Genomic DNA, 21,859 nt, shown 5'->3' with positions numbered 1-21,859 from the left:
TTATGGCAACAAGCAATACCGCACCCTATAGCGGCGAAATACTCGCCAACTACACATCGACGCCGGACCGCCGGCTCGTGATCGAGACCGATTTCGGCGCACTGAAGATCCAGCTCTTTGACAAGCTCGCACCGAACCATGTTGCGCAGATCGTGAAGCTCGCAACCGATGGCATGTACGATAACTGTACGTTCCACCGCGTGATCCCGGGCTTTATGATTCAGGGCGGCGACCCGAACTCCAAGAGCGATAACCTTCGCACCCACGGCACCGGCTCGATGGGCGATAAGCTCAAGCAGGAGTTCAACGATGTCAGCCACAAGCGCGGCGTTTGCTCGATGGCTCGCACCAGCGACCCGAACTCGGCCTCGAGCCAGTTCTTTATTTGCCACGACGCTGCACAATTCCTCGATCGTCAATACACGGTCTGGGGACAGCTCACCGACGGATTCGATGCGCTCGATAAGATCGCAGGCCTCAAGCGCGACGGCAACGACAATCCGGGCCGCGTTGCAGTCATGAAGAAAGTGTACGTCGAAGGATAATCCCAAGACGAAAACTTGAAGACAAAAGCCGCTGAACACCAGCGGCTTTTTTTTGCACAACCTCCCCGTAGGGGCGAGGCATGCCTCGCCCGCCTTCACCCGTACGAATGCCCCATGTAGTCTGACTCTCCAATCTGTCATTGCGAGGAAGCCGCAACGAGCAGTGTCAAACTACCAATCACGTCAGCGGCTGACGAAGCAGTCTAAAATCTTTCCGGCACACGAAATCTCTTAGATTGCCACGGACTGCGCACGATATGTCGGGATGTCCGAAGGTTTAGTGCCGTGCAGTCCTCGCAATGACACATTGAAGAAATCTGCAAACCTCAGGATTACCCCCAAAAAGAACGTAGGGGCGAGGCATGCCTCGCCCGCCTTCACCCGCTCGAATGCCCCATGTAGTCTGACCCTCCAATCTGTCATTGCGAGGAAGCCGTAACGAGCGGTGTCGGACTACCAATCACGTTGACGGCTGACGAAGCAATCTAAAATCTTTCCGGCACACGAAATCTCTTAGATTGCCACGGACTGCGCCCAACATGACTGATGCGCGAAGGATGAGTGCCGCGCAGTCCTCGCAATGACACGGTTCGGTGTTACTGTCAAAGTAAGCATTGTGCTATCCGAAGTGCGGGCGAGGCATGCCTCGACCCTACGAGGGTTATTCTGACAGCGTAAAGAACTCTGTTGTTTCGACGGTATGAATCAGAAGCGTCCCGGCACGGACGAGATCGACAACGATCTTACTTGCACGACGGCGCGAGATGTTCACGAGATTGGCAAACTCGTCGACGGTGATGCGGCCGTGCTTCTCTAAGTAATCGAAGAGCGCTCGTTCGTTGTATCCGATGGCGATGCGAAGCGGCGGAGCATCCGGGCGGCGGCTCTTCATGACCTTCATCACCTCGCGGCTTGCCTGCATCGAACGATCTTTTACACGCACATAGCCTTGTGCCTGCGGGTTCTGCACACGTTTGCCGCTCGAATCAAACTCGACGAGGGTATGCGGCTTGTTCGTGCTTTCGGGGATAATTACGGCGACTACCTCGGTCGATCCGCCGAAATGTACGACCTGAATCTCGACCGGGATCGGCGGCTCGCAGAGGAATTGCGCCGTGTGTTCGATTTCTGCCATTTCCGATTTTTCGCTCTCGACGCCAACGACCGAGCCGTCGTCGTCGACCCCCATGAGGATCATACCTCCTTTGGTGTTGGCGAAAGCGATTATCTCTTTAGCCATCCGATCTGGACTTGAGAAATGTCGCTTGAATTCCAGCGTCGTGCTCTCGCCTTCGGCGATACGCTCGTCGAGCACACGGCGCGTCAGATGCTTCGGGCGCAGGACTAATTCAGGTCGCTTGCCGAATGGATCGAACATACCACCACCTTGTCCTTTGTCAGCACATAGAGTTCGTCGTCGCGTTTGACGACTGTGACCGCATTCTTCAATTCCTGTGGGAGCGAGTACGAACCGGCATAGGTCAATTCGCGGAAATCGAAGAGCCGAACGGTATTTGCAACATGATCGAACGCAACCAGGTCGTTGCCGCTCACCGTCATTCGCGCTTCGGATGCGGGACGATAGCGAACCTCTTTGACGGTGCTACCCGTAGAATTGAACAGCTTGATGCCCCCGCTGTTGACATCGGCGACGGCGACATACTCGCCGGCATCGAGGGCGATATCGCGCGGAAAGAGTTCGTAGTGATGCTCGTCGGCGACGGTTGTAAACGCGCGCTGCACACCGGTTGCGGGATTGAAGGCGATAAGCCGATGACGTTCGCCGTCGATCACATAGTAATACCCCGTGGTGCTGCGGCATACGGCCGAGGGATAGCCAAATTGGATCTGCGAGCCCGGTGCATGCCCTTCGATCGTCGACTGATAGATGAGATCGCGGGAAAAGACTTCGATACGATAATTATTGCGATCGGCAACGGCAACCGAGTTCGTTAGGCTTGCATCGACACCAAGCGGACGGTCGAACTGTCCGTGGTCATGTCCCTGAGCGACGACAGCGGCAAGACTATCACCCTTGCGATTAAATTTGTAGAGACCATTTCCTCCGCCATCGGTCACGTACAAATCGCCGAACTGATCGAACGAGAGTGCTGATGCGTCGGTAAAATGTCCGAACGACCGCTTGACGGTCAGTGTCCCGATGAACTGATCTTTTTCAAAGACGGGAATCGAAAGGCGCGGCGCCGACGAGCAGCTCGCAAGCACGAGCAGGCTAAAAGCCCACGCGAACACCAACGCGCCACGGTTCGGCGGAAGAAGCGGGGGCGGAGATGTACGGATGTGCGCCCGCGGGATCGGAGACGTCGAAGTCATAGAGGTTTGCAGCGATGTAGGCGTCAAGCAGATTTGCGACATACACAAGTCCTGCGTAAATATACCATCGGTCGCGATCGTCGCGGTAGAACTCTCGTACCGATGTGTAGCGAGCGGCATTATATAAATCTCCGCGTGCGATCTGATTGGTCACGCTATCGGCGGTGTACTTGTAACGTCCGTTCTGGATCAGTGCCGCGGTAATGCATCCGCCGATGCCGGCTAAAATAAACGGCGTCTTGTACCACTGGCCGAGATAGATTTGCCCGGCGCCCGGCATGGCTGCCGAGAGCCCAAAAGCAAGCCACGGATCCTTTGTCATCTTGAAGCGGACAGTATCGATCCGCGCATGCTGCTGCGTTGCAGAATCGGTCACTTCGAATCCCCGTGCATCTGCAACCTGCGCAGCAAGCGAAATGGCAAGGGCAACGAAGAGCGACCGAAGCATCGGCAACCGAGATTATGAGCGAACGACGGCGATAGCTTCGATCTCGATGCGTCCGGCTTTCGGCAGGGCCGCGACGGCGATCGTGCTTCTGGCAGGCTTCGACGCGCCGAACACTTCTTCGTAGAGCGCATTGACGGCAGGGAAATCGGCCATGTTCGTCAGGAAGATCGTTGTCTTGACAACGCTTGCAGCCGACGCGCCGCCGGCTTCGAGCACCGCGACAAGATTGCGCAGTACGAGGCGCGTTTCCTCTTCGATCGAGGACGTCACCATCTGGCCGGTTGCAGGATCGAGCGCGATCTGGCCGGAGCAAAACAGCAAGGTGCCGGTATGCACGGCTTGCGAGTAGGGGCCGATCGGCGCGGGTGCGTTCGAAGTCTGGATATGTTCGATCATTACTGTACGTCGAGCGATAAGAGTAGGTCCGCGATTCGTTCGAGATCGTCGAGAGAGTAGAACTCGAGGGCGATCTCGCCCTGCGTCTCGTTCTTCATACGAATACGTACCTGTGTTTGAAGCTTTTGTTTCAACGACGATTCCATGGGGACGACGGCCTCGTTCTGTCCGTCGGCGGCTTGTTCCTTCATCGGGCGGCCGACGCGCTTGCGTCCGGCGTTGCCGCTTGCGCCTTGCTCGGAGGCGGCCTTTCGGGCAAGTTCTTCGAGGCGACGCACGGAGTAGCTCTCGGTGACGGCGGTACGCCAGAGCGCCACTTGGTACGCAGGGTCGGCTATTGCGAGAATCGCCTTCGCATGACCCATGCCGAGCTCGCCTTTGCGCAGCGATTCCTGGATCTCGATCGGCAGCTTCAGCAAGCGCAGGAAATTCGAGACCGTCGTGCGGTCACGTGCAATGCGTTCGGCAACTTCATCTTGACGCAGTCCGCACTCCTCGATCAGCCGGCGATAGGATTCCGCTTCTTCGATCGGGTTGAGGTTCGCGCGCTGGACGTTTTCGACAATCGCAAGCTCGAGCATTCGGCGGTCGGTGTCGACTTCGATCACATATGCCGGGATCTCGGACAGACCTGCAATGCGAGCTGCGCGGACACGACGTTCGCCGGAGATGAGTTCGTACCCGCCGCTCGGTTTGCGGCGGATGGTCACGGGCTGGATGATGCCGTGGCTGCGGATCGACTCGACGAGTTCGCCGAGCGCTTCGGGCTCGAAGTCCTGCCTGGGTTGCTGCGGGTTCGGCGCGATCTCGGAAAGTGCGACCATCGCGACCGAGCCGAGCTTCGAGGCTACATCGGGTGATTCGAGTGCGGCGGTGGCGTCGCTGTCAGCCGTCGGGATCAGCGCCGAAAGGCCTTTGCCGAGTGAGAATTTGGTCTTAGACATAGTGACTTCTGAGGGGGATGATGACACTTACATTCAGGCCACGCGCGGCTTGATCGTTGGGTTGCGATCGATCACTTCGCGCGCAAGATCCGCATATTGTTTCGCCCCGGTGCTTGCCGCATCGTAGCTCGAGACCGGCATGCCGTGGCTCGGCGCTTCCGAAAGCCGCACGTTGCGCGAGATGACGACCTTGAACACTTTTTGATCGAAATATCGCTGTACTTCGCCAACCACCTGATTGGACAACCGCAACCGAGCATCGTACATGGTCAGGAGCACGCCTTCGATATCGAGCGGCGGGTTCAGGTGCTTCTTGACGATATTGATCGTATTCAAGAGCTGCCCAAGACCTTCGAGGGCGTAATATTCACATTGCACGGGGATCAGCACGCTGTTGCTCGCTGCAAGCGCATTGAGCGTCAGCAGGCTCAACGACGGCGGGCAGTCGATCAGAATGTAATCGTACTGGCCGCTGATCTGCGCGAGCGCGCGTTTCATGACATGCTCGCGATCTTCCATATCGATCAGCTCAATCTCGGCACCGACAAGATTAATATGCGACGGCAAGACGGAGAGGTTTGCAATATTCGACGCAAGGATCACACTTGCCGGTTGCTCTTTCCCGACAAGCACCTCGTAGATGGTCTTGGTAAGCGGTTTTGGGTCGATCCCGAGCCCGCTCGTTGCATTTGCCTGTGCGTCGATATCGACCAACAGGGTCCGAAACCCGCTATGGGCCAATGCAGCCGCAAGGTTGACCGCCGTCGTCGTCTTTCCGACGCCGCCTTTCTGGTTCGCTATGGTAATGATCTTTCCCAAGGGTATACGATCCCGATTGTTCGGATAAGTCGTATCATAACGCAGGACAGGGGGGAAAAATTGAATGTCAGTTTTGCCGGTTGTGACCAGGTTTGAACACCTTGTCATCTGTCATTCTGAGCGAAGCGAAGAATCCCTCGATGAAACCCAGTGAGGCTCCGCCAACGGGATTCTTCGCGTTGCTCAGAATGACGGCGTCACAGACATTTCATGCTGTGTCATACGCATTCTGTGGGGAAGTAGTGCGGCAGATGGCCTATTTACCCTTTATTATTCTTACGCCAGAGATCGTACCAATAGAACGCATTGATGACAAGCGAATGCGTAATCTCGCCGCTTCGAACCAGTTCGTGCATACGGGTTATGGGTTCGAGTACGACAGCAATGTTCTCGTGTTCGTCGAACTCGACATCGGCTCGGCGTTCGACCTGCGTGACGAGGATCGTATCGCAGCGGTTATCGAGGAATGCCGGGTTCGGCAGGACTGAACCGATACATTCGATATGGCTTTCCGCCGTTACGACGTAGCCAGTTTCTTCGCGCAGTTCTCGTAATGCGGCGTCGATGCTCGACTCGTCCGGGTTGACGATGCCGCCGACGATCTCGAGCTCGAAATGCTCGGTGCCATGCCGAAATTGATCGACCAGGACAAGCATACCTGCTGTTGTGATCGCGACGACATTGATCCAGTTCGGAGAGCGCAGGATATAGAATTCGCCTTCGTTGCCGGTCTCGTCTTCACGGCGGCGTGCAGCATCAAGATCGAAAATGCGTGTATGAAAGACCTCGTGTTCTTCGAGTGTCCGCCACGGTGGGAGGCTGCTGCGCCGACGATGTGCCACAACCGTTAGTTGATCTGCATGAGTGAAACCGTGAGCAGGATCAGGATCGCGAGCCATACTTCGATCTGCTCGATGACGCGCACACGCCAGAGGATGATCTCGCGCGGCGAGAGGTCTTCGCCTTCGATGGTTTCGGCCCGCGCCGAGCGAAGTTCACGGTAGCTCGATCGCAGAATGAACGTTGCGCCCGCTAAGAGCAGGAAACCGAGAATCTTCAGGTGTGCAAGCACCAGCCACAACGATGAAAAATTGAAGAAGAGGAAGCGAGTGGACCACAGGATGATAATCGTCCCGGTCACAGCCGTCGTGATCGCAAGCATCCACGAGAACCCAAGGAAGCGCTCTTTGAGCTCCTGTTGTAGCTGGTACTGAGAGCCTTTGTAGAATTCGAAGATCGGCCTCGAAACGCCAGTCAGAAACAATATTCCACCCAACCAGGCCACGGCACTGAACAGGTGCATGTACAGCGACGCCCAGTACACATAGGTGATCCCTTCGATCGATAATAGGTGCAGCATGATGACAAAAATACCGCTATTTGCTGCCCGGAACCTTCAATGCGAAATTGAGTTATCCTTGGCGTCACATTTTCATTCCTATGAGCGCGCTTACCCTTCGCATCGTAGCCATTGACGACGACCCGACCATGTGCGAGATGATCGCCGACATGTTACGGAAGAAATTTCCCGGCACGGAGGTCGAGATCTACAACACCGGCGAGGACGCCCTTTCCACGCTTTCACTTGCGCCGGATCTGGTGATCCTCGATTACCAGCTCGATAGCGTCAAAGCCGATGCAATGAATGGCATTCAGGTGCTGACGAAGCTTCGCGAGCGCTACCCGCAACTGCCCATCATCTTCCTCAGCAGCCAGGACCGGATGGAAGTTGCGACGAACACGATCAAGTACGGTGCTCGCGATTACATCGTCAAGAACGAGACGGCCTTTCAGAAGCTCGAGCTCGCGATCGGCAGTTTGCTCTCGTATAACGAGCTGAAGAAATCGCACGGCTTCCAAAAAACCATGAGTACGGTCGTTTGGGTGCTGCTGTTCCTGATGATCGCCTACATGATCTATCTGCGCTTTAGTTAACGATACACTTTTTCCCCGGAAGATGCGAGCCCGCCCATGCATCGCACTTGTCCTGCTTCTGGTGCTGCCGTCGGTTCTGCACGCACAGCGTAACCCTCGGATCGACAGCCTTCGCCGTGCGCTCCCCGGTGCAAATACCGATACGGCCCGGTTCGATATTCTCTCGCAACTGCTCGACCTCGAACGCGGCATAGATTCTGCAGCCGCTGCGTCTGACCTTGAGCGGTTGGGTACCTTGCGCAGCGGACATCTCGATAGCCGACGCCTCGGGATGATCGAAGTGCATTTCTCGATGTCTGCTCACTTGGCCGGCAACTACGATCTGGCCAAGACCTATGCCCAAAAGGCCATCGACATTGGCGATCGTCACAGTGATGCCCGGGTCAGCGCGTTCGGCTACGGGATGCTCGGCGATATCGAACTCGAGCAAGGGCACCTCAAGGAGGCGTTGGAGAATTTTTACAGAGAGCTCGATCTCAGTACCCACGCCCGTGATACATTCCAGATGGGGAAATCGAATACGGACCTGAGCTGCGTATTCAGCGATCAAGGCGATCATCTTCGTGCACATGGGTTCTCGCGCGAAGCGTACCGACTGTACTCTGCGATCCACAATCCGGACGGTATGGCTGTCAGCGCACAGAACATGGCTGGCTATTTCATGAGCGGCGCTGATAGCTCGATCACCGAATCTGCGGCGATGGATTCGGCGCTCTACTATACGCGTCTCGGCTTGCGTGCTGTCGCCGGCTTGCCCGCAGGCGAGCAACACGCACAAGGCTACTTCCTCTTGGCCCAGGCGTTCAATCGCAAGCACGAGCAGGACAGCGCCTTCTATTATTACCGGCGTGCGATCGAAGGGTTTCGTACATGCGGCGACGAAGGGCGGATCAGTTTTCTCGCACAGGCGATGATCGAGCTCTCGGATCTCTTCCGCTCGAACGGCCGGATGGACAGTGCACTGAGCTACCTGCGTGCGACCGAGGCGATGCTCAAGAACACGACCAATCGTCGTGTGATCGATAACGTGTATAGCCAGCTCAGCGGGGCGTACGCGACGATGGGCGACTTCGGCAAGGCGTATGAGTTGCTTGACCGCGCGGGTGTGCTCCATGATTCACTCTTCAGTGCGGAAAAAGCGCGGATGCTTGCGAATATCGATGGGCTCTATCAGTCGTCACAAAAAGAGAAACAGCTCGCCGAACAGGGGGAAGCGTTACGGACCCAAGGGATGATGAATTATGGCGCACTTGGGCTTGGTCTCGTCATCGCTGCATTCGTCGTGTTGATGGTCCGCACCAACCGCCAGCAGCAGCGGGCGAATCATGAGCTTGAACAAGCGACCGCGAGAGCCGAAGAGAGCGAACGATACGAGCAGCAGTTTCTGGCGAACATGAGCCACGAGATCCGCACGCCGATGAATGCGGTGCTCGGAATGACCACACTGCTGCTCGATACCGAGACCACGCCGAAGCAGCGAGAGTACCTCGAAGCGATGAAGACGTCATCCGAGAATCTGCTCGTGATCATCAACGACATTCTCGACGTCTCGAAATTGCGCGAAGGGAAGATGGAGCTCGAAGCCGTCCCGACACGTCTTCGCGATGTCGTCAGCAAAGTGCTCCGGACAATGCAGTACAAAGCCTCCGATAAAGGCATTGCGCTCGCTGCGACGCTCGACGAACTGTTGCCGCACGCCGTACTTGCCGATCCGGGCAGACTGACACAGGTGCTGTTGAATCTCGTTGGCAATGCGATCAAGTTCACCGAGCGCGGCTCGGTCGGCGTCTCGGTCCGACTGCTCGAACGAACGGACGATACAGCTACGATCGAATTCGCAGTCACCGATACCGGCATCGGCATCGCACCGCAGCAGCAGGCGGCGATCTTCGACTCGTTCAAGCAGGCGGAGGCAGGGATTACCCGCAAGTTCGGGGGGACGGGGCTCGGACTCTCGATTTCGAAAACGCTGGTCGAGTTGATGGGCAGTACGATACGAGTGCAGAGTACTCCCGGCCAAGGCTCGGTCTTCTCGTTCGCTGTGCAATTTCCGCTGGCGACCGACGAAGCTGAGTCGGTCGCACCGACGCAGGCCGTCAGCGCTGCTGCGCTAGCCGGGTTGCGCGTACTACTCGCAGAAGATAACGAGTATAACCAGATTGTCCTTGTCGATACGCTCAAACATCTGATCGGCAATGTGAGTATTGATGTGGCGGACAATGGTCTCGAAGCCGTTCGGCTCGCGGAGTCCGGCTCGTACGACATCGTGCTGATGGACGTTCAGATGCCCGTGATGGACGGCCTCGAGGCGACGCGCCGCATTCGCTTGCTTACTGAGGAGCGACGTCGCGCAGTGCCCATCATTGCACTCACCGCCAGCATTGTCAAAGGCGACATTGAGCAATGCCTCGCTGCCGGCATGAACGCCTATGTGCCGAAGCCATTCAAGCGGGAGGAACTGCTCGAAGCGCTTGCCCGATTTACCCAGTCTCGAACGGCATAGATGCAACGCACCCTGCTGATACTCGGCATCGGAATTGCGCTCGTCGTCGGCGCCGATGCGCTGCGCGCGCAGCAGTTGCCGCAGATCGATCGCACTCCGGCCCGACGCGAGATCGTCGCAGACTCTCTCCTGCGGATCATTCCTTCGTTGAAGGACGACACGACAATCGCGGATCATTATGCGTTACTCGCTACACTGTTCTTTGAAGTCGATGGTCCGCGATCGCTCCGGTACGTAGACCAGGCTCGCACGTATGCTGCCCGCGCGAAGAATCAGCAGCGGATCGATGGGATCGAACAGTTTATGATCGACTGGTACTCTAGTAAAGGTCAGTACGATAGCGCTCGCGCAATTTCAGATCGGATCTACCGTGCGGCTGAGCGTCGCAAGGACACCGCTGCGATGGCGCAAGTGCTTCAGGCGCTTGCGTGGAACGACAACGAACAGGGGAATTACCGCGAGTCGGTCGACATGCATTTTCGGGTACTCAAGCTGGTGCAGGCCGCGCACCTTCAGAACATGTTACCAGCCGCATACAACGGTCTCGGCACACTGTACTTCGATCAAAAAGACTATCCCAACGCCCTACACTATTTGCGGCTTGGCCTGACAGAGTCATATCGGCTCAACGACTCGAGCGGGATCGCGGCGATGGAGAATAACATCGGTCTGATCTACCTCGACACGGACTTCTTTCACCCGAAGAACGGCCCGTATCTCGATAGCGCAGAGTTGGGCTTTCGGCGTGCTGTCGCGATCTGGCAGGGGCACGGTGGCCTGATGCTCCAACGGAGCACCGCAAACATTGCGCGTTGCTTCGAACTCCGGGGGCTCAATGACAGCGCACTCTTCTATTACCGCTCTGCGGTCGCAATCCACCGGGCGACCGGCGATTCCACGACTGCAGCCGCAGGACGTTGTTATGCATGTGTTGGCGCGTTGTTCAGACGGTTGCGACAGTACGACAGCGCATCGTACTATCTGCATCGTGCGGTACGAGTTTGCAGGGAGGGAGGGGCTCGACGAGATCTTGTCCAAGCGCTTCGAGAACTTGCTGAGTATTATCACGCGATCGGCAACGATGAGGAAGGATACCGTTATTTGAGGGAGTGGTCATCGCTGCGCGATTCGATCTTCAATAGCGACCGTGCGCGTATGCTGACCGAAATGCAGGCGCGGTATCGCACGGCCGAGAAAGAAAAGCAGATTGGAGAGCAGGCGAAAGAGCTTCGTAACCGCGAGACCATCTTGTATTCATCGCTCGGTGGCACGATCGTGTTGGCTGCGTTCGGCTTGGTACTGATGCGCAACAACCGACGCAAGAAACGCCTGAGCGATTCGCTTCGGGAAGCCAAAGAGCGCGCCGAACGCAGCGAACAGTATGAGAAGCAATTCCTCGCGAACATGAGCCATGAGATCCGCACACCGATGAATGCGGTGATGGGCCTGACGTCGCTACTGCTCGATACCGAGCATTCGCCAAAGCAAAACGAGTACTTGAGCGCCATCAAACGTTCTAGCGAACACTTGCTCGTAATTATCAACGATATTCTCGATCTCTCCAAGCTTAAAGAAGGAAAGATGGAGCTCGAGCGTATCCCGTTCCGAGTGCGTGAGCGGATCACGTATGTGGCCGACATCATGCGTATCAAAGCCGAAGAGAAGGGGTTGCAGCTCACATCGCAGATCGAAGCCGACGTCCCGCCCGTCCTCGTCGGCGATCCGGGGAGATTGTCGCAGATCCTTCTCAATCTTGTCGGCAACGCGATTAAGTTCACCCAGAAGGGTTCGGTAACGATCGGTGTATCGGTGCTCAGAAGCACCGAGCTCGGAGCGTTGCTTCGTTTCAGCGTGCGCGATACCGGCATTGGCATTGCGCCCGATAAGCTCTCGACGGTGTTCGAGTCGTTCAAACAAGCTGAAAGCCACACGTCTCGTACATACGGCGGTACCGGACTCGGATTGTCGATTTCGAAGACGCTTGTCGAACTTGCCGGCGGCGACATCTCGGTCGAAAGTACCGTCGGCACTGGTTCAAAATTCTCGTTCACGATGCCACTGGCGATCGGTCACGAGGAAGATCTTGTCGAGAATGCATCAGAAACTGATTACGACCCACGTTCGCTTTCGGGCATTCGGATCCTCCTTGCAGAAGATAATGAATACAACCGGCTCGTACTCATCGACACCGTGCATCACCTCGTGCCCGATGCCCAGATCGTCACTGCCACCAATGGCGCCGAAGCTCTATCCGAGTCGCAGCGTTCGCGATTCGATGTGATCCTGATGGATGTGCAGATGCCGGAGATGGACGGTATCGAGGCGACGCGACGCATCCGTTCGCTCGATGGGCCGGTAAAGAATACGCCCATCGTCGCACTGACTGCCAGTGTCATCCGTGGTGACATTGACCATTGTCTTGCAGCGGGGATGAATGGGTACGTACCGAAGCCGTTTCGTCGGAGCGAACTCCTCGGTGCGCTCCAGGAGATATATGCACCTTCGAATAGAAGCCGAGCAACCACCGCCGAGTTACCTATCTCGCACGAGCCAAACTCGTTCTCTATCATCGATCTATCATTCCTCACCGAATTCACCGGTGGAGAAGAAGATCAGATGCGCAAATATATTCGCATGTTCGTCGAGAACACACCGACGCAGATGCAGCGCATCGGCGCAGCGCTTGCGGCAAACGATCTCGATCTCGCCCGGCGCACAGTTCACGCGCTCAAGCCGCAGTTCAAGTTCATGGGAATGGCGCACGGCGCTTCGCTCGCGGAGTCCATCGAGCAGGCGTGTGGAAACGGCGTAGATGTGAATGCGATCTCGAACGACTTCGCTGCGCTCGAGCGGGAGTGCGACGGCGCGATCGCGGAATTACGAATACGTCTTTGACCGCTGCGGTCGGCTACGGCTGTACCTTCACCGTGATCGGTACCCACTTGCCGGATGCGGGTTCGAGTTTGGTCCAGGAGCGTACGGCCGTATCGAGTAACTCGAACGCACCGTCTTTGTCAACATCACCGATGTTCGCGTTGATGATCTGCAACACGCGAAGCGAATCCGTTGGCGTCAGGTACACCAAACTTCCCCAACCCGGAGCAAGCCCGTGTTCGGAGTTTGGGATGAGCATCGCTTGCAGCGACGAATCGGTTGCGATCTTCAGCGTACGAAACTCCGAAAAGTAGCGTCCTTCCGCCGTCGTGTGGAATGTGTCACGCGATCCTTCGAGCCAGATGCTGCATTGCGTGAGTCCCTGTTTCATATCGACGAACGTGCGACGTGCGGTATCGACTTTCGTACTGCTTGTTTGTCGGACGACGAGCGTGCACGGTCGGCCTGCATGGTCGGCAAGCTGAATACGCTCGGTCAGGTCGAGCGATTCGTATCGCCAAAAGAATTCGTGCCCCACCACCCAGACGAGCACCAGCAGCGGGACAATGACGTAGAGCGCGTTTTTGAGACGTGAGTTCACGTTGTAGAAAGGTCAGTTCAATAACAACAGAGGGCCGCAAGGGCCCTCTGCACCGATCATTTACTCCATCATGTGCTGATCACCGCCGTCCATCGGTCGCGGGCCGCCTGGTTCGAGGCGCGGGCCTCGATCTTCGCGGCGTTGCTGTGGCGGGCGGTTGCGATTCTCGCCGCCTTGTTGCGGCTGGCCTTGTCCGCCTTCGCCACGATTGCCGCCGCCACCGCTTCCGCGTCGACGTGGGTTTCTGCGACGCGCACCGTCTCCATGACCCTCACCACGGGGTTCACCTCGGTCACCGCGAGGCTCTTGGGAACCGCGCTCCGGACGTTCGCCGCGCGGCTCCTGACGCTCTGGGCGTCCTTCGCCGCGATCGCTTCGTCCCTCGGGACGGCGTCCGCCGCTGTCACGGCGACGATCGCCGCCGCGTCCGTTTCCGCGGCGATCGCCCTCACGGCGGTCACGACGTTTCGGTGTTGCCGGTGAGGTCGGTGTCGACTCTTCGGTGTCGGCCGGAGAATCCGGGCGAGGTCCGATATACTGGTTGGTGATATCCTTGTTATCGGATGCGCGAGAGAATTTGTATTCGTCGGCGCGCATCTCGTCGTCGAGACGCGACTTCAGCCGGACTTTGAATTTCCAGGCCAGTTTACGAAGCTTCGAGATGAAGCCGGTATTCAACTCTTCGTGTACCGTCGGATGCACACGCAATACGAGCGGGGCGCGGTCGCTCTCGGTCGAGTAGCGGTCGAGCCAGCGTTCGATCTGGTGCATGACTGTCGAAGCGCCGACGACAAGTCCGGTGCCGCCGCAGGCGGGACACTGATCGCTCAGTGTATCGCCGATGGCCTGACGCACGCGCTGACGCGTGATCTGCATCAGACCGAAATCGGTCAGCGGCAACACGCTCGACTTCGCCCGGTCGCGGCGAAGCTCCTTCTTCATCTCGTCATACACTTTCTTGTTGTTACGATCATCGAGCATGTCGATGAAGTCGATAACGATGATGCCGCCGATATCGCGCAGTCGTAATTGCCGCGCGGCTTCGCGAGCAGCTTCAAGATTGGTCTTCAGCGAGTTCAGTTCTTGCTCTCGTCGTGCGGCGTATCGGCCCGAGTTGACGTCGATGACGACCATCGCTTCCGTCTTTTCGATGAACAGATATCCGCCGCTCGGCAGCGGGACCTTCTTGCTCATGAGGCCTTCGATTTCCTGCTCGATGCCTTTTTGTTCGAAGAGCGGAGCGTTTCCTTTGTATGGTTCGACCACACCGGCCAGGTTCGGCGCAGACCATTGAATATAGTCGAGCACCTCCTGATACATCTTCTTGTCGTCGACGACGATACGGGTAATATCGTTCGAGAAGAGATCGCGCAGCACGGTGGTCGTGATGTTCGATTCCTGATACAAAATCATCGGCGGCGTCTTTTCCTTGATCTTCTTCTCGATCTCGCGCCATTGGGAAAGCAGCTTCTCGATGTCCTCGCGCAGTGCAGATTCTTCCTTGTTCTCTGCAACCGTGCGGATGATCACGCCCATCTCGCGCGGCTTGAGCGCACGGATGATCCGGCGCAGGCGGCGGCGTTCGCGTACCGACGCGACCTTCTTGCTGATACCGATCCCCGGCTCGAACGGAACGAGCACGAGGAAACGACCGGGAAGCGAAATACGGCTTGTGACGCGGACGCCCTTGTTTGCAAATGCCTCGCGCGTGACCTGCACCATGATATTCTGGCCCGGCGTCATGTCCACGTTCTGGACTTCGAGCGTCGTGAAGGGCTTGCGCGGAGCGCGGCTGACCTTCGGTGCGGGGCGAGCCTCACGGACGTGCGGGGTCAGCGGCCCTTCTTCGTCGTCATCGTATTCGTCGTCCTCCGACTCGTCATCGTCGTCGCGCATATCGGCGCCTTCGCTCGAGAGCAGCGACATCGAGCCGTCATACGAATTGCCGACATCGGAGAAGTGGAGGAATGCGTCTTGTGTGAGTCCGAGATCGATGAATGCGGCGTTCATGCCGGGGATAACCTTTGCCACCTTTCCCATCCAGATCTCGCCGACGTGGCGGACAGTCTCGGGATTCTCGACGAACAGCTCGACGAGTCGGCCCTGTTCGGTGATGGCAATGCGGACCTCGTTCTCGTTGCGCGCATTGATAATGATCTCTTTACGAAAATGTACCATAACAGTAACGGTTCACGTACGGCATGGTGTGCTGCGCGTCACGAACGTCGAGACGAGCGAGCATCACAACGCCATAGCGTATGTGAGCACGATTCCTGCTGTGGAAGAAGTACCGGGGGGATTCAGGTTCGAGGAGGAGCGTCGCCGCATCTGCTTCGCCGTCGGTAACGGAAAGCGGAACTCAATGTTCGCGGTGTAGTCCTGGAATGGAGTATGAACTCGCGTTCGTCGGTACGTGCGGACGCGCTCCGGTATCCGGACGCAGGGGCGTTCGGTGCAACGGGTGCAGGCAGAGGCGTGGTAACAGTGATGGCAGCGACCGCTCGGAGGGCTCCGAGAACTACTGCAGCGATCACGATGGGCAACAACACGTACACAATAACGAATTCAGGACGGAAATCTCCGGCGCGGTACGGTCGAAATCGAATCGTGGTACCGCAGTCCTCAAAACCCTAACTTCTCTTTCGCCCCCTGTGGATGCTGTGTGCTGAACTCTACGCACGAACAGCCCACGGGTCGGAAAGCAGCAGGCTTATTTTAATAAAATCAATGTGTTACAACGAAACTCTTCTTTCGGTATAACGATGATGTAACACGAAGACCACCGAAAAAGTCCGGTAAAAACGAAGAGTACCGGCTCCGTTCGCACATCCGTCATTCTGAGGCACCAGCCCAAGAATCACTTTCGCGCAGCCGCAGTATTCCCAAGAGCGGTGGCACGGACTCTTAGTCCGTGCTCTTTCGCCCACCACCAAACAAAACGGGGCGACTCCTCCCGAAGCCACCCCACTCGTTACTTTAGACTCGTTACTACTCCTGATGCACGAGCTTCACCGTTTTCACCTCACCGAAGCCGGTCGAGATGCGGGCGTAGAGTGTGCCGCTTGGCAAGCCGGTGCCATCAATGTGAATCGTATGCGTCCCCGCATCGAGCGAGCGGCCCTTCCCGTCACCCCAAACCATCCGGCCCAGTTCATCGTAGATCGCCAGTGTTACATAGGTCATGCGGTTCAGGACGAACGTTAGCTCCGTCTCCTTGGTGAACGGGTTTGGAGATCCGGTGAAGGAAGCAAGATGCACCTGTGCATCGGTACCGGGCAGCGGAACGGCTGATGGCGGATGCAAAACCGCATCGAGCCCGATGGAATCCAAGGAGGGAAGCGCTGTGTCCTCTGGAATAGTAGTGTCACCCCTCAGCCACATCTGGTGACGAAGCGCAACACTCCGGTCATAGAATGGAATGAGTGAACTATCGTGGCATGGAGCATTATCGATCAAGTATCGAATCACGGATAAGGATGCATTTGGAATGTGATATCGGCCGTATGGGAAAGTGCGTGCCATAGATTGTACGCACGTGCAGAAGTAGTCCGGGTTTGTGGTATTCAAATAGAGAACGGACAAGAGCCAATCACGGTAGTGATCATACCTTGTAGTATCGTTTGGATCGATCTCCTGCACATCAACATCCAAGAGCGGAAATGCCCGATAGGACCCATTGTCGCTGCTTGCGCAGGACTCCACATATGCCCTTAGCGAGTCGTTCTGTTGGACGATCAGGTCGTGAGTTGACGGGTCGACCCAAGCCATTTGCGAAGTTGAAAGCAGGAATCCGTATTTGCGATCGCAATGGCAGGAGCTACCGTGCAGGACATCATCAGCAATAGGCTGAGGACTAGGACTCTTCGCACACAAGAAATCGGGCTGTCATTGAACTCCTGCATAGAGACAAAGATACGTAACGCCCCTGTAGTTGGCGCATTCAATACTTGGTCAAAACAGAGTGCCGAAGGCACGAAGTACTCGCAGCCGGGGTCGACTGATACCGGACTATAAAAAAAACCGGCTCGCGTGGGCGAGCCGGTTTGGTTGTGTCCGAAGAGGTCGGTTTTCACCTTATCCATCGTCATCCATCATCACTCTCGACATCTCCGGACGACAGTTACTATACTTATATACGTCAGTATCGCATCGAATGGATGTATCAGAGCGTATTGACGTATCCCGGCCGCGGTTTGCGCATCTTCGAGAAGATGTTGATCCTGCGGAAGAACGCCGGGAAGCGTGTGCGCCAGCCTTCGACGTATGTGTACATGACCGGCACGAGCACCAGCGTCAGGATCATCGAACTCGTCAGTCCGCCGATGATAGCAAGAGCCATCCCCTGACGGAATTCGGAGCCTTCGCCGAGTCCCATTGCAAGCGGGATCATGCCGAGGATCATCGTGAAGGTGGTCATCATGATCGGGCGCAAACGCGTCGGGCCGGCATCGAGCAATGCGTCGGTGACGCCTTCGCCCTCTGCACGCTTCGCATTCGTACGATCAACGATCAGGATAGCGTTCTTTGTGACAAGTCCCATGAGCATGATCATGCCCACCATCGTGAAGATCGAAAGTGTCTTGCCCGTGATCGCCAGCATCACCAGTGCACCGATCAGCGCAACGGGCAACGAGAACATGATCGTGAACGGATGGACGTAGCTTTCGAAGAGTGCCACCATAATCATATACACGAAGAGGATGGCAAGCAAGAACGCGATTCCCATGTCGCCGCCGCTTCGACGCTGATTCTCGGCATCGCCCGCGAAATACGGGACGCCGATTCCTGCGGCACGCGGCAGTTTGTCGATCTCCTTTTGAATCTTGATCACGGCATCGCCGAGCGGCAGTGTCTTCGTCAGGTTGCCGTAGATGATCACGACGCGTTCGCGATTCTTACGGCCGATCACCGACGGGCCTTTGCCATACGAAAGCGTCGCAATGTCGGACACTTTGATCTGCTGGCCGTAATGATTCATGAGCGTCACTTGTCCGACATCTTTCGCATTCGACCGATCGATCTTTTCGAGAATGAGATTGATATCGTACTCCGTTTCGCCTTCTTTGTATTTCGCATCGGTATTACCGGCAAGCGCAGTACGGATCGCCCCTGCAGCTTCTGCAAGCGACATGCCGTTGGCCGAGAGTCGTTCGCGATCGAATTTGATCTTCACTTCCGGTTGTCCTTCTTCGTACGAGCTCTTGAGATCCTTCAGACCGGGGATGTTCTGAATATGCTCAATGAGCGTATCGGCGTATGTTGAAAGCTTCCCGAGGTCGTCGCCACCGATTTCCAACTGGATCGGCGATGCATTCGCTGTTCCGAAGATACCGATCGATTGCGTACGGATCGTCATGCCAGGGATCGACGACGCGAGCGCCGTCACATATTTCATCTCTTGTTCGGTCCCCCGGATCTGGTGTTTACCTTCTTTAATCTTGACCGAGATCTGCCCGACGCTTCCGCGCTCGACGGCGCCCCAGGGATTTTCCTGGCGGCCGACGACGGTCTGGAAGCGCTCGATGTTCGAGTCGGCTGCGAGCAGTTTCTCGTATCGCTGGACGAGCGAGTCGGCGGTTTCGAGATTCGTCCCGTCGGGGAAGTCGAAGTTCGCAGCGAATTCTCCGCGGTCCGGATTCGTGATAAACTCCGATCCGATCTTCCCGGTGATCACAAGGCTGCACGAGCCGAGGAAGAGCAGTAACGAGCTGGTGACGATGACCCACCGGTGCTTCAGCGACCAGGCAAGGATGCCCTTGTACTTAAGCTCGCCCCAGTCCTGGAAGCGTTCGAACTGATCGCTGAGCCACTTGAACGGCTTGAACTTGATCGTTTCGTGTGCGCGTCCGAATTTGGCGGCAAGCATCGGAGTAAGGGTGAAGCTGACAAGCAGCGACATGAGCGTCGAGGCAACGACCGTCAGACCGAACTCGCGGAAGATCTTGCCGGCGATACCACTAACGAGTGAGATCGGCAAGAACACCACGACGTCGACGAGCGTAATCGCGATGGCAGCAAATCCAATTTCGTTACGACCGTTGATCGCAGCATTGACCGGATCTTGTCCGTCTTCGAGTTTTCGGTGGATGTTTTCGAGCACCACGATCGAGTCGTCGACGAGGATACCGATCACCAGCGACAGCGCCATCATCGACATCATGTTGATCGTGAACCCGAAGAGCCACATGAAAATGAATGTCGATACGAGCGACGTCGGGATCGAAACAAGCACGATAAATGCGTTACGGCCCGATCGCAGGAACAGGAACAGCACACAGGAGACGAGCACGATCGCAAGGATGAGGTCGCGGAATACTTCTCTGATCGACGCGCGGGTGAACTGCGTTGCATCTTGCGCGATCTCGAACTTGATCCCATCCTGCTTATACTCGTCCGTAAGTTTTGCGATCGTCGCGTAGACGTGATCGGCGGTCTCGGTCGAGTTTGCATCCGAGGTCTTGACGATGTTCACGCCGACGGCATCATGCCCGCTGAGGCGGGTCGGTTTGCCGTCTTCTTTGTAGCTGTCGATGACGGTAGCGACATCGCCGACGTACACGGTCGTGCCGGTCGGTAGTGTGACGATCGGGAGCGTCTTGATCTCATTGATATTCTCGAACTTGCCTTTGACGCGGACGATGTACTGATCCGTCGGCTGTTTGACGGTGCCGGTCGGGAAGTCGAGATTCTCACGCGAGAGTGCCTGCTGTAATTGAAGGATCGAGAGATTGTAGGATTGCAGCTTGTCGTTATCGACTTGCACTTTGATCTCTCGTTCATGTCCGCCCGTGATGTCCACCTGAGCGACGCCTTCGGTGGATTCGAGTCGGGCTTTGAGTTTATCCTTCGCGAGCTGGTAGAGCTCGGTCGACGTGAGGACGGTCGATGTCAGCGATGCGCGAATGATCGGCATGGCGCTGATATCGTTCTTTTGGACTTTCGGCGCTTCGGCGTCCTTCGGCAGCTTCGAGCGAATCTGATCGACTCGACGCTGCACATCCGCAGCCGCCTGATCGGAGTTCGCCGTCAAGAGGTACTGTCCGAGCACGACAGAATATCCTTCGTTCGAGAACGAACGGACGTTGTCGAGATTGCTTGTCGCTGCAACCGCTTCTTCGATTGGCTTCGTGACGAGATCTTCGATCTCTTCAGGACCTGCGCCGGGATACACGGTCCAGACCGTGACGAACGGCCAGTCCATTTTCGGCAGCAGGTCTGTTCCGAGCCGCGACAGACCGAACAACCCCATCACCGCGAGTGCGATGAAGAAGATCGTAATCAGCGCCGGCCGCTTGATTGATAATTCAGTAATAGTCATACGACAGAGTTCCTTTCGATCATAGTAGGGTGGGAAGGACGGTTACTGTTGGATTTTTACGGGTTGTCCGTCTTTGAGCTGTGCCTGACCGAAAGAAACGACGACGTCGTTCTGTTGCAGCCCTTCGACAACTTCGGCAAGATCGGTGGTTGTGACGCCTATCTTCACGCCACGCAAGTGGGCGATGTTCTTGGCGTCGACGACGTACACCTGGGTACGCTGACCATTATAGATGATCGCAGAGGCAGGAACGACGGTGCATGTGCGCTCGGCTTCGCGTTTGATCTCGGCGCGAGCGAACATGCCGCTCTTGAGTTCTTTGCCCGGATTGTCAAGCTCGACCTCCACGGTGTACGAGCGACCTGCGTCGGCCTTGTCGGCGATCGTCGCGATCTTTCCTGTGAATGTCTTGCCGGGAAGCGCATCGACCGAGATCGATACGGCATCGCCGATCGAGAGCAGACCGAGATCGAGCTCACCGATATTGATCTTGAGCTTCATCTTCGAATCGTCCACAAGCGTCGCGACTTTTCCGCCCGGGTTGAGCAGTTCGCCGAGGTTGACATATCGCATCGCAACGACACCGCTGAACGGAGCTTTCACGGTTGCATCCGAGAGCTGACGCTTTGCGAGGCTTTCGCCCGATTCGGCGGCCTTGAGCTGCGCTTCGGCGCTCTTGACCTGCAACTCGGCCAGTTCGTACTGGCTCTTGGTTGCAGCGCCGGTCTTCGAGAGTTCGTCGGTGCGCGAAAGATCGAGCTTTGCTTTTGCAAGCGAAGCCTCGGCAGCCAGGCGTGCGGCCTCGGCCTGCTTGACGGCGATGGCTTTGAGTTCGTTGTCGACCGTGACGAGCGCAGCGCCGGCGCCGACGCGCGAACCGTTGCTGACGCTGACGCTGACGATCCGACCTTGCGTCTCGCTGTTGACGGTTGCTTCGTGCACGCCTTCGAGCGAGCCCGTCGCGCGGAATGTTGCGGCCATCGGAGCGGTCGAGACCGGAGCGGTCTTGACTGCAATGAGCGTTTCGGCCGGGCGCTCGGCGCCATCGGTCTTGTTGCAGGCGGTCAGTGCCGCGCCCGAGACGAGTACAAGGCCGGCGAAGAGCGATACTTTTACAATTGCGTTCATATTACTTCTATAGT

17 protein-coding genes are annotated in these 21,859 nt (G+C 56.8%); 4 read left to right on the top strand and 13 right to left on the bottom strand.

Going from position 1 to position 21,859, the window contains the following annotated elements; translation table 11 throughout:
- Positions 1-2 precede the first annotated feature (2 nt).
- Positions 3-545, top strand: a complete 543-nt coding sequence (locus JSS75_10575) for a peptidylprolyl isomerase (protein ID MBS1904139.1) — start codon at positions 3-5, stop codon at positions 543-545.
- Between the two features lie 661 nt (positions 546-1,206).
- Here the strand turns inward: JSS75_10575 and JSS75_10570 are convergent.
- The 8 genes from JSS75_10570 to JSS75_10535 all read right to left on the bottom strand — a co-directional run bounded on the left by JSS75_10570 (position 1,207) and on the right by JSS75_10535 (position 6,846).
- Positions 1,207-1,923, bottom strand: coding sequence for a putative DNA binding domain-containing protein (locus JSS75_10570; protein ID MBS1904138.1), 717 nt, complete (start codon positions 1,921-1,923; stop codon positions 1,207-1,209).
- The gene (locus JSS75_10565; GenBank protein ID MBS1904137.1) at positions 1,890-2,879 is read right to left on the bottom strand and encodes an NHL repeat-containing protein; all 990 of its coding nucleotides are present in this window, start codon (positions 2,877-2,879) and stop codon (positions 1,890-1,892) included. Before JSS75_10565 ends, JSS75_10570 begins: the two co-directional genes overlap by 34 nt.
- Positions 2,779-3,327 carry a hypothetical protein gene (locus JSS75_10560; GenBank protein ID MBS1904136.1) on the bottom strand — a complete coding sequence of 183 codons (549 nt, stop codon included), beginning with the start codon at positions 3,325-3,327 and terminating at the stop codon, positions 2,779-2,781. Before JSS75_10560 ends, JSS75_10565 begins: the two co-directional genes overlap by 101 nt.
- Before the next feature lie 12 nt (positions 3,328-3,339).
- Positions 3,340-3,723 (bottom strand): reactive intermediate/imine deaminase, encoded by a 384-nt coding sequence (locus JSS75_10555; protein ID MBS1904135.1) that lies wholly within the window; start codon positions 3,721-3,723, stop codon positions 3,340-3,342.
- Positions 3,723-4,667, bottom strand: a complete 945-nt coding sequence (locus JSS75_10550; protein ID MBS1904134.1) for a ParB/RepB/Spo0J family partition protein — start codon at positions 4,665-4,667, stop codon at positions 3,723-3,725. Before JSS75_10550 ends, JSS75_10555 begins: the two co-directional genes overlap by 1 nt.
- Before the next feature lie 33 nt (positions 4,668-4,700).
- Positions 4,701-5,486, bottom strand: a complete 786-nt coding sequence (locus tag JSS75_10545) for a ParA family protein (protein MBS1904133.1) — start codon at positions 5,484-5,486, stop codon at positions 4,701-4,703.
- A gap of 260 nt (positions 5,487-5,746) precedes the next feature.
- On the bottom strand, positions 5,747-6,328 hold the full coding sequence (locus tag JSS75_10540; protein MBS1904132.1) for an NUDIX hydrolase: 582 nt from the start codon (positions 6,326-6,328) through the stop codon (positions 5,747-5,749).
- Between the two features lie 5 nt (positions 6,329-6,333).
- Positions 6,334-6,846 carry a hypothetical protein gene (locus tag JSS75_10535; GenBank protein MBS1904131.1) on the bottom strand — a complete coding sequence of 171 codons (513 nt, stop codon included), beginning with the start codon at positions 6,844-6,846 and terminating at the stop codon, positions 6,334-6,336.
- A gap of 80 nt (positions 6,847-6,926) precedes the next feature.
- Here JSS75_10535 and JSS75_10530 point away from each other — a divergent pair, with 80 nt between their 5' ends.
- The 3 genes from JSS75_10530 to JSS75_10520 are packed head-to-tail and all read left to right on the top strand — an operon-like array spanning position 6,927 to position 12,819.
- On the top strand, positions 6,927-7,421 hold the full coding sequence (locus JSS75_10530; protein ID MBS1904130.1) for a response regulator: 495 nt from the start codon (positions 6,927-6,929) through the stop codon (positions 7,419-7,421).
- Between the two features lie 22 nt (positions 7,422-7,443).
- Positions 7,444-9,924, top strand: coding sequence for a response regulator (locus JSS75_10525; protein ID MBS1904129.1), 2,481 nt, complete (start codon positions 7,444-7,446; stop codon positions 9,922-9,924).
- Complete coding sequence (locus JSS75_10520; GenBank protein MBS1904128.1) at positions 9,925-12,819, top strand: response regulator; 2,895 nt, start codon at positions 9,925-9,927, stop codon at positions 12,817-12,819.
- A 13-nt stretch (positions 12,820-12,832) separates the two neighbouring features.
- Here the strand turns inward: JSS75_10520 and JSS75_10515 are convergent, their stop codons facing one another.
- The 5 genes from JSS75_10515 to JSS75_10495 all read right to left on the bottom strand — a co-directional run bounded on the left by JSS75_10515 (position 12,833) and on the right by JSS75_10495 (position 21,845).
- Positions 12,833-13,399, bottom strand: coding sequence for a hypothetical protein (locus JSS75_10515; GenBank protein MBS1904127.1), 567 nt, complete (start codon positions 13,397-13,399; stop codon positions 12,833-12,835).
- 60 nt (positions 13,400-13,459) lie between these two features.
- Positions 13,460-15,577, bottom strand: coding sequence for an Rne/Rng family ribonuclease (locus tag JSS75_10510; protein MBS1904126.1), 2,118 nt, complete (start codon positions 15,575-15,577; stop codon positions 13,460-13,462).
- Positions 15,578-16,387: 810 nt separating this feature from the next.
- Entirely contained in the window at positions 16,388-16,921 is a 534-nt protein-coding gene (locus tag JSS75_10505) for a T9SS type A sorting domain-containing protein (GenBank protein MBS1904125.1), read from the bottom strand.
- Positions 16,922-17,561: 640 nt separating this feature from the next.
- Complete coding sequence (locus JSS75_10500) at positions 17,562-20,717, bottom strand: efflux RND transporter permease subunit (protein MBS1904124.1); 3,156 nt, start codon at positions 20,715-20,717, stop codon at positions 17,562-17,564.
- A 42-nt stretch (positions 20,718-20,759) separates the two neighbouring features.
- Positions 20,760-21,845 (bottom strand): efflux RND transporter periplasmic adaptor subunit, encoded by a 1,086-nt coding sequence (locus JSS75_10495; GenBank protein ID MBS1904123.1) that lies wholly within the window; start codon positions 21,843-21,845, stop codon positions 20,760-20,762.
- Between the last annotated feature and the right edge of the window lie 14 nt (positions 21,846-21,859).

It is taken from the genome of Bacteroidota bacterium (assembly GCA_018266755.1).
GTDB lineage: Bacteria > Bacteroidota > Ignavibacteria > Palsa-1295 > Palsa-1295 > JAFDZW01.
This window is presented reverse-complemented; position numbering and strand designations above follow the sequence as displayed.